The organism is Bacillus sp. FSL M8-0025 (assembly GCF_037975475.1).
Taxonomy (GTDB): domain Bacteria; phylum Bacillota; class Bacilli; order Bacillales; family Bacillaceae; genus Bacillus; species Bacillus subtilis.
This window is the reverse complement of record NZ_CP150258.1, coordinates 2,003,187-2,015,107: the sequence shown is the minus strand read 5'-3', so window position 1 is coordinate 2,015,107 and position 11,921 is coordinate 2,003,187. Positions and strand designations below refer to the sequence as shown.

General features: G+C 37.9%; 16 protein-coding genes and 1 pseudogene. 9 read left to right on the top strand and 8 right to left on the bottom strand.

The features are described 5' to 3' along the window. Window positions 1–81: 81 nt before the first annotated feature. Together MKX38_RS10050 and MKX38_RS10045 are read right to left on the bottom strand one after the other, a co-directional pair. Window positions 82–345, bottom strand: coding sequence for a hypothetical protein (locus MKX38_RS10050; RefSeq protein ID WP_024571439.1), 264 nt, complete (start codon window positions 343–345; stop codon window positions 82–84). A gap of 300 nt (window positions 346–645) precedes the next feature. Then, a complete protein-coding gene (locus MKX38_RS10045) occupies window positions 646–825 on the bottom strand; it encodes a hypothetical protein (RefSeq protein WP_339189344.1) in 180 nt (59 codons plus the stop codon). Between the two features lie 216 nt (window positions 826–1,041). Here MKX38_RS10045 and MKX38_RS10040 point away from each other — a divergent pair, with 216 nt between their 5' ends. After that, a complete protein-coding gene (locus MKX38_RS10040; protein WP_131227491.1) occupies window positions 1,042–1,392 on the top strand; it encodes a DUF3221 domain-containing protein in 351 nt (116 codons plus the stop codon). A gap of 451 nt (window positions 1,393–1,843) precedes the next feature. On the opposite strand, the gene bla is transcribed toward MKX38_RS10040, so the two are convergent. Continuing rightward, on the bottom strand, window positions 1,844–2,764 hold the full coding sequence (gene bla, locus MKX38_RS10035; RefSeq protein WP_339189342.1) for a class A beta-lactamase: 921 nt from the start codon (window positions 2,762–2,764) through the stop codon (window positions 1,844–1,846). A gap of 255 nt (window positions 2,765–3,019) precedes the next feature. On the opposite strand from bla, the gene MKX38_RS10030 reads away from it, so the two are divergent. Then, entirely contained in the window at window positions 3,020–3,652 is a 633-nt protein-coding gene (locus tag MKX38_RS10030; protein ID WP_174222933.1) for a type 1 glutamine amidotransferase family protein, read from the top strand. 263 nt (window positions 3,653–3,915) lie between these two features. Beyond that, window positions 3,916–4,347: a hypothetical protein gene (locus MKX38_RS10025; RefSeq protein WP_042975982.1), complete on the top strand. Its 432-nt coding sequence runs from the start codon at window positions 3,916–3,918 to the stop codon at window positions 4,345–4,347. A gap of 173 nt (window positions 4,348–4,520) precedes the next feature. Here MKX38_RS10025 and MKX38_RS10020 read toward each other — a convergent pair whose 3' ends face one another. Next, window positions 4,521–5,399 carry a DMT family transporter gene (locus MKX38_RS10020; RefSeq protein WP_174222931.1) on the bottom strand — a complete coding sequence of 293 codons (879 nt, stop codon included), beginning with the start codon at window positions 5,397–5,399 and terminating at the stop codon, window positions 4,521–4,523. Window positions 5,400–5,499: 100 nt separating this feature from the next. Here MKX38_RS10020 and MKX38_RS10015 point away from each other — a divergent pair, with 100 nt between their 5' ends. After that, on the top strand, window positions 5,500–6,372 hold the full coding sequence (locus MKX38_RS10015; protein ID WP_004399248.1) for a LysR family transcriptional regulator: 873 nt from the start codon (window positions 5,500–5,502) through the stop codon (window positions 6,370–6,372). Between the two features lie 117 nt (window positions 6,373–6,489). Here the strand turns inward: MKX38_RS10015 and MKX38_RS10010 are convergent, their stop codons facing one another. The 3 genes and pseudogenes from MKX38_RS10010 to MKX38_RS10000 all read right to left on the bottom strand — a co-directional run bounded on the left by MKX38_RS10010 (window position 6,490) and on the right by MKX38_RS10000 (window position 8,135). Continuing rightward, window positions 6,490–7,284, bottom strand: coding sequence for a DUF817 domain-containing protein (locus MKX38_RS10010; RefSeq protein ID WP_029318070.1), 795 nt, complete (start codon window positions 7,282–7,284; stop codon window positions 6,490–6,492). 105 nt (window positions 7,285–7,389) lie between these two features. Then, a pseudogene (locus MKX38_RS10005) lies at window positions 7,390–7,643 on the bottom strand (helix-turn-helix transcriptional regulator). 9 nt (window positions 7,644–7,652) lie between these two features. After that, window positions 7,653–8,135: a DUF2975 domain-containing protein gene (locus MKX38_RS10000; RefSeq protein ID WP_004399412.1), complete on the bottom strand. Its 483-nt coding sequence runs from the start codon at window positions 8,133–8,135 to the stop codon at window positions 7,653–7,655. Between the two features lie 345 nt (window positions 8,136–8,480). On the opposite strand from MKX38_RS10000, the gene MKX38_RS09995 reads away from it, so the two are divergent. The 3 genes from MKX38_RS09995 (at window position 8,481) to MKX38_RS09985 (ending at window position 10,331) form a co-directional block, all read left to right on the top strand. Beyond that, entirely contained in the window at window positions 8,481–9,392 is a 912-nt protein-coding gene (locus MKX38_RS09995) for a VanW family protein (protein WP_015714063.1), read from the top strand. A 99-nt stretch (window positions 9,393–9,491) separates the two neighbouring features. Continuing rightward, window positions 9,492–9,989, top strand: a complete 498-nt coding sequence (locus tag MKX38_RS09990) for a hypothetical protein (protein WP_128992967.1) — start codon at window positions 9,492–9,494, stop codon at window positions 9,987–9,989. A gap of 102 nt (window positions 9,990–10,091) precedes the next feature. Further along, a complete protein-coding gene (locus MKX38_RS09985) occupies window positions 10,092–10,331 on the top strand; it encodes a hypothetical protein (protein ID WP_010886525.1) in 240 nt (79 codons plus the stop codon). Here MKX38_RS09985 and MKX38_RS09980 read toward each other — a convergent pair. Continuing rightward, the gene (locus tag MKX38_RS09980; protein ID WP_080265378.1) at window positions 10,290–10,646 is read right to left on the bottom strand and encodes a hypothetical protein; all 357 of its coding nucleotides are present in this window, start codon (window positions 10,644–10,646) and stop codon (window positions 10,290–10,292) included. The genes MKX38_RS09985 and MKX38_RS09980 overlap by 42 nt on opposite strands. 307 nt (window positions 10,647–10,953) lie before the next feature. On the opposite strand from MKX38_RS09980, the gene MKX38_RS09975 reads away from it, so the two are divergent. Together MKX38_RS09975 and MKX38_RS09970 are read left to right on the top strand one after the other, a co-directional pair. Continuing rightward, the gene (locus tag MKX38_RS09975; RefSeq protein ID WP_003231406.1) at window positions 10,954–11,709 is read left to right on the top strand and encodes an N-acetyltransferase; all 756 of its coding nucleotides are present in this window, start codon (window positions 10,954–10,956) and stop codon (window positions 11,707–11,709) included. Window positions 11,710–11,748: 39 nt separating this feature from the next. Continuing rightward, window positions 11,749–11,904 carry a hypothetical protein gene (locus MKX38_RS09970; RefSeq protein ID WP_119123063.1) on the top strand — a complete coding sequence of 52 codons (156 nt, stop codon included), beginning with the start codon at window positions 11,749–11,751 and terminating at the stop codon, window positions 11,902–11,904. Window positions 11,905–11,921 lie beyond the last annotated feature (17 nt).

Genomic DNA, 11,921 nt, shown 5'->3' with positions numbered 1-11,921 from the left:
TGTATTTGATAGGGGACGACATAGAAAGAAATACCTTGCTTAAAACAAGAGAAAAAGGAGCTAAAAAGCTCCTTTATAAGTTTAAACAACTTTTGTATAAATAGCCGTGTAAAACCCGATTGAGTAATCAAAATAATGACGTGTAAGCGTATAAGTATAACCGTTGTATTCTATTGTTGGCTGGAGGTCCATTGGCAGAGGACTAATGCGGTATATAGTATCGTAATCATATTCTTCATTTTTTACTGCAACCTCAGACGAAGTGCCAGCAGCCAATGCGGGAACCGCGGATATTAGCATGCCAAAGGATAAAGCAGAACTCAATAAGATTTTCCTAATCTTCAATTATATCAACTCCATTTACAATTTATACATATATTATGTTGTAATTGGAAGTTTTTTAGAAGTGAATAATGGATCATAAAAAGTAAAAATCTCGATTTTAGCGGAATAAGAGTAAGGGTATGGTTCGAAGGCAACCACATACAAACATTTGAGAAAGAACAAAAAGAAGTAGATCCGTTTGGTGAATGTCCCTGTTGTTTATTTTAAAGATCAAAAAGAGTTTAAAATGGCCGGTGTGGCCCAAGAGCAGCTTAGAAATAAGCTTAAACAAATAATCCTCCCACAAAGGGAGGATTACTATTACATATTAACTAAAGTGTAAGTCAATGAAACAATGAATAAAAAATACGAAATATAAGATATTGCTTTTGAAGAACTTGTTTTATGTTTTTCGAATGTATAGATAAGTGCAAAACCCAAGAAGAAAACTGTTACAAACCAAGAAGTGTATTGTGGAAAGATGGCGACCGCCAATACCATGATTGTTGAAAAAATAAATGAAGAGTAATGAGTTACTTAATGATCATCATTCAAAGAAATCACCTCTACGAATTTTTACCCGATTTAGTCTGTGTATTAACAGCTTGTAAAAGATTCAATATGAGAAAATGAAGAAGTTTCTGGATAGATTTACACTACAGTTTATTGATATGTAGTTATGGAGTGAGATTGTTTAACATGACGGGAGGGAGAAAGTTGCCTAAAATCGGAGTAAGCTTGATAGTGCTCATTATTTTCCTTGCAGGCTGCAAAAATGAACAACACGGAGAAGAAACAAAGATGCAGAGCCTAGTAGGCTATGTCGTGCTTAAAGACAATGAAAGGGCAATTCTCATTACCGATACAAAAGCTCCAGTAAAAGAAGATTACGATCTTTCTGAAGGACAACTTATGAACAAGTTTAAAAATAACATAGTAATTGTAGGATTAAGTGAGATTGATAACACAGATGATCTCAAAAGAGGTGAAAAAATAAAAGTGTGGTTCCATACATTAAAAGAGTCAAATCCACCAAGTGCAACGATACAAAAATATGAATTATTATAAAAAAATTGTTGAATTCTCATATAGATAACCTCTGAGTCAACAAATGTTGTTCTATTGCATTGAAACTGCCAGTGACCAATATCAAGTTCAGTTATGTTAATTCAAGTGGTTTGATATGTTAGTGCCTTCGAACGAGACGAAATATTGGAAGTGAGTCCGGATATTCATGAGTATTACAAATTGGTCACAGAATAAGAGACTTAAGAGAATTGTCTGCATTGTATGTTTACTTGAAGGAGAAGAAAACGGATTTTAGGGTGCTTAATCTTAATTCTTGTCAGGTCAAACTTTACTTGTTCCATAAAATGAAAACTTGCCGTTAATTATAATAACGTTTTGTGGTGTTTAAATATATGATTCTAGAGGTCTTATGAAAGAACCGTTCATCAAAAAATGAACGGTAGGAGTTAAAAAAGTAATGTCTTTTCCTTAGTGGCAAAAGGCTAAACATTTATTTGAGATCGTTAAGGACGACTTTTGCAGCCTCAGCGATAAGAGCATTATTATAATTAGCATCTTTCGTAAAGCGGTTTGACAGAATTGCCACAACAATAGGAGCTCTGTTTGGCGGCCAAACGATAGCAATGTCGTTTCGTGTCCCATAACTTCCGGCTCCGGATTTATCGCCGACTTCCCATCCTATTGGAGCGCCTGCCCGAATCAGTTCGTCACCAGTAGCATTGCCTCGCATCCAATCGGTTAAGATCGTGCGTTTGTCAGTCGTGAGCGTGTTATCTAAAGTGAAAGCTTTAAGATCGGTTGCCAGTGCTTTTGCGGTGCTGGTGTCACGAATATCACCAGGAATCGCAGAGTTTAGATCCGTCTCGAATCGTTTAGCTTTCGTTACTTGATCCCCAACCTGTTTCAGTGACTTTTCAAAACCTTTAGGGCCGCCAAGCTGTTGCAACAAGATGTTCCCAGCGGTATTATCGCTGTAACGGATAGCCGCTTCCGAGATTTCTTTTAGGCTCATGCCTGTATCTAGGTGTTTCTCTGTGACTGGAGAATATGTAACAAGATCGTCCTTGCTGTAGTGGATGACTTCATTAAGTTTTTCAATTGAGTTTTTCTTCAGGACAGCAGCTGCGGCTAGAACTTTATAGGTTGATGCGTAAGCAAATCGCTCATTCGGCCGATAGGCGATTGTCTTGTTTGAACCTGTATCAATTGCATAAACGCCAAGCCTGGCATCAAATTTTTTCTCAAGTTGAACAAATTTTTTATTCGTTATACAGCTTGCCATGTTTGTGTCTTCTATGGATTTTGCTTCGGCATGCGTTGAGCTGTAAAAAGGTGTGAAACCAGTAATGCTTAAACATAAAAGCCCAACACATATTCCGAATTTTATTGACGCTTTATTTTTCAACTTCATCAAGCCTCCTCATTCAAATGATTTTGTATTACCTTTGAAATGTTTCCCATGACAGTTAGTGTAACAAACCCCTTTGCGCTAGTAAACATAGAATCAATTGATCTTATATTTTTAATAAGTTGGGAGAACAAGGGCAATTGCCCACCTACATGGTATTATATAAGAATAGGTAAATCAGATTACATATGCTGACAATGGCTGTCAGCAAAGTCATCTATTAGAAAGCTTTATCAATTGTGATTGGAGTGTTATTGGATGCAAACGAGAAAAGTTTATCTCTACGTATTTCACACAATGTCAGACTGGGAATATGGATATTTAATTGCGGAACTAAACTCAGGGAGATATTTTAAACAAGATGCAGCATCTTTAAAAGTAGTTACTGTAGGGGCTAATAAAGAAATGATAACTACGTTGGGAGGATTAAGCATAAAACCAGATATTTCTCTTGACGAATGTACTCTTGGGAGTCAAGATCTTATCATTTTACCCGGAGGAAACACTTGGGGAGAAGATATTCATCAGCCGATCTTGAAAAAAGTTGGCGACGCTTTAAAGCTCGGCACGACTATTGCTGCAATTTGTGGGGCAACCTTAGGCCTCGCGAATGAAGGATACTTAAATTCGAGAAAGCACACAAGCAATGACTTAGAGTATATGAAAATGGTCTGCCCTAATTACAAAGGAGAAACACTATATGAAAAGGAACCAGCAGTATCTGATAAAAATTTGGTTACTGCATCAGGAATTGCTCCTCTGGAATTTGCAGTAGAAGTATTGAAAAAATTAGATGTATTTGCACCAGATACATTGCGTTCATGGTATAAGCTGAATAAGACTTATAAGCCTGAGTACTTCTTTGAGCTAATGAATACAATAAATCGATAGAAAACACTTTAGCAGTTTTTTGTAGTGCTCCTGAACTTATGGGAGCATTTTTTATATGTGTCTAGGAGCTATATAAAGAAATGCAGAAACTTTTAAAAAGAATATAGATTGGTAAGCCTTATTTCGAATAGAGTTTGATTTGGGTTAAAACTGTTCTTATTAAGGCTCATTTCATGGTGCTAAAGATTCATTTGGAGAAGACTGTCTTGATCAGAACAGACCCTTCCAATATATTGAAGTAAAAGATATCGGGAGGAACTCTTTTGAAAAAGATGTTGATGTTAGCTTTTACATTTCTTTTGGCTTTCACTATCCATGTAGGGGAAGCTTCGGCTGTTATCGTGAAAGATGAGGAGAAAGTGAGTTTTACAATGACAGAAAATGAAAAATGGTTTATGAAGTCTGATGACCTAAATTCAAACCATTGGACATCTCACTTTGGGTACAGATTCACCATTTTCGATACTGAAGGATGTACAATTAACACAAGAATCATGCGAATGACTTTGTCAGGATATGAAATAACCGTTAGTGAAAAAAACTTCTCAGGGGATCATTTTGATTTGAGTGCAACTGATCGAGTTGAGACGATGCCTTATAAGACTCATTATTTGATTTTGACAAAAGATCCAGATTGCGGAGATGTTAAAGTAAAAGGTCTATACGGTTTTCAGTTTGATCAGCCAGAATGGTAATAAAAAAGAATCTAGATTCTCACCGGCCTGAACGCCAGCCAAGCTAATGTCTCACATGCAGACACTAGCTTTTTTCATTGTTTAATAGGCTGTCGTCAGGATTCTAGAAGACTTTCTCATAATAGTCGTCTCCTGTCACATGAAGCCCAAATGACAGGGGAAATGTATATCATTCACACTTTCCGTCGTGAAAATGTAAATGTATTCATAAAAATCCCGCAGCATATCAGCAGTGCGCCGAGGATAATGTTGATGGTGATCTGTTCGTGCAATTGCAGCCATCCAAAGAATAGGGCTAATACGGGAACAAACATTAATGCCATGGATGCTTTTGACGCTTCGATTTGATTGAGCACCCAAAACCATACGACAAAGGTAAAGCCGGTGGAAAGCAAGCCATTAAACAGCAATGACCACACCGCCTGATATGTCCACTCGGCTGAAGGGACCGGCTCAAATATAAAGGAAAACACCAATAACATGACGGCTCCCATCATAAGGTGCCAGGCATTCATGTGAATAATATTGATATGCTTGAATTGTAGCTTGCTGAACACATTCGCGATTCCCCAGCTAAGCGCTGCCGCAAGGATGCACAGCTCCCCAAATAAAGCGCTTTGATCGATATTGAGCATTTCCTTTCCAAATATAAATAACAGTCCGAAGAGGCCGCAGACCAGTCCCATCGTTTTATACACATTCATTTTCTCGTTTAATGTAAAATGGCTGATCACCGTAACAAATATAGGCATTGTATATACCAAAACAGAGGTTTTCCCTGAATCGACAAACTGCATTCCATACGTCAAGATCCCCATATAGCCCAGCCCCATCAAGAGGCTCATGATGATATAGCTTTTGAGATGTTCTTTTTGAATTGTAAGCTTTTTTCTTTGGATGAAGAGAATGAGAAATAAAGGAACCGCTCCGATGAACAGGCGCAAACCCGAAAATAAAAGCGGGGGGATGTCATGAATTCCTACTTTCATCGCAACCCAAGTATAACCCCAAATAAGTGTGACAGATATGATTCCCAGCATAACTTTTACCATAATGAAGCCTCCTTTCTTGTTTAAATATCGTGCTGGTTTCTATCATATGTTACATTTATGTATAACTGAAATACATTTTTATTATTGGGGGTATAACCAAATGGTTATGAACATGAACCATCTTCACATATTTGTAAAAGTCGGGGAGAAATTGAATATTACAGAAGCTGCAAAAGAATTGTTCATCTCTCAGCCGGCGGTAAGTAAAGCGATAAAAAACCTGGAGAGCTCACTGCAGCTCAAATTATTGATCAGGGATAAACATCATGGTTTAATGCTGACGGACATTGGAAAAGAAATTTTGCTGCTGGCGAGGCAAATGAAGGGAATTGAAAGCAAAATATATCAAGTAGCCAACCGGGAAAACAAGCTGTTAAACGGGAAGGTGAAAATTGGTTCATTTCCTGCAGTTTCAACAAATATCATGCCACAGGCGATTGCGGCATTCAGATCAAACTACCCGCTGATCCGCATAGAATTGATCGAAGGAACCTCTGACCAAATAAAAGGATGGGTTGAAGATCGTACGGTTGATATCGGGATCGCAGCATCTCCATTTGAACCGTTTGAAAATCAGCTATTGTGTAACGACTATATGGTGGCCGTCATCCCGCCGCAGCGTGACGAATTAAAACTTGAAAAGCATGTCGACCTTGAAACTTATCAAGATGACCTCATTTTTTGTAAAGGCGGTCATGAAATCGCGATGTCAAACGCATTTTCGCAATACAACATCGAATTAAAGGAAAACTTAACTGTGCAAAATGCCGAAACCTTGATTAATATGGTCAAAAATAACTTGGGTATCGGCATCATTTCAAACTTTACACTTTCATCCGTCCCGCATCAGTTGATTAAAAAGGACATCTTTCCTAGGGTCACACGCGATATTGGCGTCATCGCACATTCATTTGAAGAGATAACGCCGGCGGCGCATGAGTTTGTCAAAGTGTTGAAAGCAGTTGTAATCTGAATCAGTTATCGTGTTGCGATGAAATTTGAAGAAGATGAATACTCACCGGCAGAGTTACATAAAAGAAAAAAGCAACCATTTGAACGTTGCTTTTCACTCTATTTGAGACCTTGTATGCTAAGAAAAAGATTCATCCATCTCTGCCTTTGTGGGACTCTGCTCCTTAACTTGTTTTAATGATGCTACTATAAGAAAGCTAACAATCACTAGCAAGAGCCATGAACTTACCTTTCCAAGGTGTACAAGACTCCATGTATCGATTTGGTTTGGATATTTCCAAGCTCCAAAAAACGTAGCGATATTTTCCGCTATCCATATAAAAAATCCGATGAGTACAAAAGAAAGTGCGAGCGGCATACGGTAACGAGCTCCATTCACCTCGTATGTAACCCATGTTTGCCAAAAGACAATGATGACAAGCCCAGATAACCACCATCGAAAGTCTATAGAAAAATGGTGGGTGAAAAAATTCAAATAAATCGCTGTGGCAAGCGGAACAACTGCAAAAAAAGGCGGCCACTTAACCAGTTCAACATTAAGCCTTCTCCATGCCTGGCACAAATAACTGGCAACACTTGCGTACATAAAGCCGCTATACAAAGGTACTCCAAATATTTTGGAGTATCCTTCTTCTGGATAAGACCAGGAGCCCATATGGACTTTAAAAAGTTCCAGAGCAAGCCCAATAAGGTGGAATAATGTGATCACTTTTAATTCATCCCGTGTCTCAAGACCGGAACGCACCATCCACAATTGCATGAGAACGCAGATAATGAGCAGCCAGTCATACCGCGGCAAGAAGGGCAGTGGGATGATTTGCGTAATAGCCAAAGAGGCAAAAATAACGGCAGGAAACAAACATGAAAGGGCTTGTTCCCAGCCAAAATGGACGATTTGTTTTATGGCTCTCATGATGTATGCCTCCTCCATAGTTGTGTTCTTCGTGTATGAAAGGGACGCTTAGTATAGCAGCTAGATGGATATAAGTTTATGTCCATAAGCTCACCGCCAATCACTTTATTTTTCTGTTGATCCTTCATATTTTTTCTTTACGAATCTGTGTCTTCATCACTTCGGTATTCCAATATATCCCCGGGCTGACATTCTAAAGCCTTGCAAATCGCTTCTAAAGTTGATAATCGAATAGCCTTTGCTTTTCCGTTTTTTAATATCGAAAGATTAGCCATGGTGATGCCAACTCTCTCTGAAAGCTCTGTTACGCTCATTTTCCTCTTAGCAAGCATCACATCAATGTTGATAATAATCGCCATGTCATCACCTCAGACCGTTAAGTCATTTTCTGATTTTATATCAATCGCTTCTTTTAACAGTTTTTGAAGAACAGCAGCAAAGACCGCAATCACCATTGAAGCAAAAATAATAACCAATCCGATCACAATGATACCCGGGGCGTCGTCTATCTCGGCCATCAGATAAAAGACAGGCATGCCTGCTGCGTAAAAGATACTGATAGTGACTGCGCAATATTTTATATTCTTCAAAGCTCTTACAGACAAACCCGAGAAAGCTTTGTTTTTGTCAATATAGCTTAAAAGTTTGAACGCTTGATAAAGAGCAAAGTAAAAAGGTATCGCCGTTACATACAAATAGATGAAAACGAGATATTTTATATAAGCGATATTTGGAAATAATTCTGCTGAATAGTTGGCTACCTTAGGCACTAAAAAAATGCATAAAGCAAGAATTGGAATTCCAATAAGAACCAAAGCTATCTTTAAAAAAATTGTCGACATTCGATTCATAACAAGCACCTCATTTATTTGTTGTCTAATTGAATGTAACAAAAAATTTATCGTTTCTCAATAAAAAAATATTGAAATGGATTGATTTTTTGTTGTTATAGGAGACCCTTTTCATTTTTGACAAGACAAAAAAGCATCCCTCATCACTGGGAGATGCTGAACTACTTCAAACTTGCCGACTGAATGAACCGTGTCCCTCAGTGAGCTCAGGGATCGGTGTGAACATAAAGCTAAGCTCTTTTATGAAGGTTTTTATCAACGTCAAAGATTCAAACAAACGATGGGAAGAAATACATCAAAGGATAAGCGGCTGTTCATACTAATGATCGGGAGGTAAACCGACTTATGATACAAATTTTGATCACTGGTCTTTTTTTATTGGCTCAGCCGAGTGAGCCGCAGGACAGTTTAACGGTCACACAGCAAGGACGGACGATTGCCACTGTTAACCGTGAAGACTTTACAATGCCTCTTCCCGGCACTCCAATGGTTGACTATGAAAAATACAGTAAATTCATCAAACAGCTTGATCAGAAAGTGTACCGTGAGCCGATAAATGCTGTCCTTAACGATCATGGAAGCATCGTCCCGGGCAGGGTTGGCTACAAACTGTATCAACAGGCGTTTATGGAAAAGTTTTATGCGTATTTTTATGGGCAAGGTCCCTCCAAGATAGAAGTGCCGGAAATGAACATTTATCCGAAAGTTGACAGCGAGCTGCTAGCTCACATCAGTACGCAGCAGCTTGGTCAGTACGTGACGTATTTTAACTCAAGCAATAAAAGCCGTTCACACAATATTTCGCTTTCTGCAAAAGCAATCGACAATCACGTTGTTTTCCCTAATGAGACGTTTTCGTTTAACCAAGTTGTGGGAATGAGAACTCGGAACAAAGGATATAAAAGTGCACCCATTATTGTAAAAGGGGAGTTGTCTGAAGGTGTAGGAGGAGGAATTTGTCAGGTGTCCTCAACTCTATTTAATGCAGTCGATCGTGCAGGACTGCAGATCGTTCAGCGCTATTCTCATACTAGAAGTGTACCATATGTACCGCCCGGACGGGATGCGACGGTAAGCTGGGGAGGTCCTGACTTTCGCTTTCAAAACCAATATAACCAACCAATCTTAATTCGGGCAAAAAGGTATGGGGGAAGTATGATTATTACGCTATACTCTTCTGATGTGATTAACAGCAAATTAAGAAAAATCCCCAAAGCTCCATCTCGGATACCGAAAGAAATAAATGCAGAGCAGTAAAGACAAAATCTCAGGTAAGGTTTTTGTTAAGAGAGCTTGTGGATTGCTAAAATCAATTCTTTAAGGAGCGGCCAGTGAAAGGAAGGAGGGATAAATGAAGTGAAAAGGGTATTATTTTCTGTAATTGTTTTTACAGCAGTTGGATTTACGTTTTGCCAAGCAAAAGCGCATGCCCTGACTTTTACGGTGTTGCCTATTACACAAAAAACAGAACAGTGGTCAGTAAAAGTAAGTGAAGCAAAAAATGTAAAGGAATTTACGAGACCTCAAAAAGGAGAATATCAAGTATATTCCTTGGAAGTCAAAAATATAGGGGAAAAAGCAGCTACAGTGGATGTGCAATTGTATAGAAATGACCCTAATTCAATCACAAGGTTTTCGCTTTTTGGATGTCCCGATGAAAATTGTGTCAAACCAAAAGAAGATTCTAAAATGTTAGCTGAAAGTTTAAATGATGGCTCACCGCTGAAGTTCAATCATTTTATGCTGGCAGATAAGGCCTCTGAATTAGAGGTTGTTATAATTTGGACACAGAAGGGGCAAGAAGGACGCAATTTAAAACAGACCTTTAAATTCACTGAAGATGGCATTAATTAGACAGTAAAGATGGAATGGCTTTGATGATTCGATCTCTTACTTTGCCTGAGGAAAAAACGAAAAATTGTTGGAAAACCAATCATAGCTGAGTCAAATGTCAAAGTGACTGTGATTAATGACTATAGAGAAGAACCAGAGGAGGCCTTTTGGATACTTTATCCGATGGGAGTGAAATGTTTGTCGATGATCACAAAGTCTTTATTGAATACGAATAGAGACTTTGTGACTGACTGCGCATTTCAACTTAACATTTTACTGATAATGACAGTGAAACCTAAACAAGTGCAACCTGTTTCATCATTAAAAACCGCTAATTTCAAAATTTTCTATGTCAAGATTTAGTTTTTTCAATTGTTTCAACAAAACTTCAAATTTTAAGCAATTGCCATTTTTCAATTCTTCTGGAATATCTTCCGGATGAGCAATTACCATCCCGCTCTCAATCCATTGTTTGCGATACAATTGAAATGCAGCCTCAATTAAATGATCAGGAGTTACAATAAAACCTAACCTCACATCATGATCCTCACTGTAGCCAAATTCAAAACCGCAACATGGACAAATGTCAAACGTTTTTTGATACTCGCCTTTATACAAAGGATTTTGAATTAATCCTTTGTATCCGCAAATTAAACAAGAATAACATTTTTCCACCAAGTTTAATTCCCCTTTTATCACTTATTTACTATTGCTGTCCCGTAACAAATATTACTTCAAATAAAAAACTTCGTGTACTGTATTTATAGCATAAGCAGTGCATCTAATCCTCAAAGATGAACACACTTTGGATTTGAAATGGGTGATATAGGAATCAAGATAATATCTGAATAAAAGAAGGGTTTTACAGTTAATTGGCAAAATGGAAAAGAAAAAGTATTTAAGTTGGAACGGGTATTTATTCTATTAGGCATGTAAAGTGTGAAGTTGAATTCCATGTAATTATGTTAAAGGGGGGAAAGAGGAGATGTGCTACATTGAAATCACAAAGGACAATATTGAAGACAATCATATTTGCTGTGCATTAGGCACGAAACAATATGAGCATGCAGTTAATGAAAAGAAGAGATGGCTCAAAGCTCGAATGGATGAAGGATTGGTGTTCTATCGCTTACATGAACGGGCAAAAGTCTTTATTGAATACCTACCTGCGAATGAGGCATGGGTGCCTATCAATGCGCCTAATTTTATGTACATTAATTGTCTGTGGGTGTCTGGCAGATATAAAAATAACGGTCATGCGAAACGATTGTTGGACAAATGTATAGCAGATGCGAAAGCGTGCGGCATGGATGGCATTATCCATATCGCAGGCAAGAAAAAACTGCCCTATTTAAGTGATAAGCATTTCTTTGAGCATATGGGGTTTACTCTACAAGATGAAGCTGCCCCTTATTTTCAATTAATGGCTTTGACTTGGAATGGCCTTGCAGATTCTCCTGCATTTAAGAGCCAGGTGAAAAGTGATTCTATCAATGAAAAGGGGATTACGATATACTATACAGCTCAGTGTCCGTTTGCAGTGGGCATGATAAATGATTTGCGGGAATTGACTGAAAAGAAAGGGGTTCAATTTCAGTCAATTCAGTTATCATCGAAAGAAGAGGCACAAAAGTCACCAGCTATTTGGACAACTTTTAGCGTTTTTTTTGATGGGAGATTTGTGACTCACGAGATCATGAGTATAAATAAATTTGAAAAGTTACTTAATACACTAGCTTGATTTTTAATAATAAAAAGCCATTTTAAGGTTCTTGACTCAATGAAACAAAAAATGCATTTAAGAGCTGTTATACGTTTTAATCTTGTCTTTAGAAAGCACTTTAATTTAAGTCAAAAGTTTAGACAGTCATCTGTTAGATCATTAGCCCTTTCTTATTTTCTTTTCGGTAACATTTTGATCGTATTTTCCTACTAAAAAGTTAGGAAAGTGAG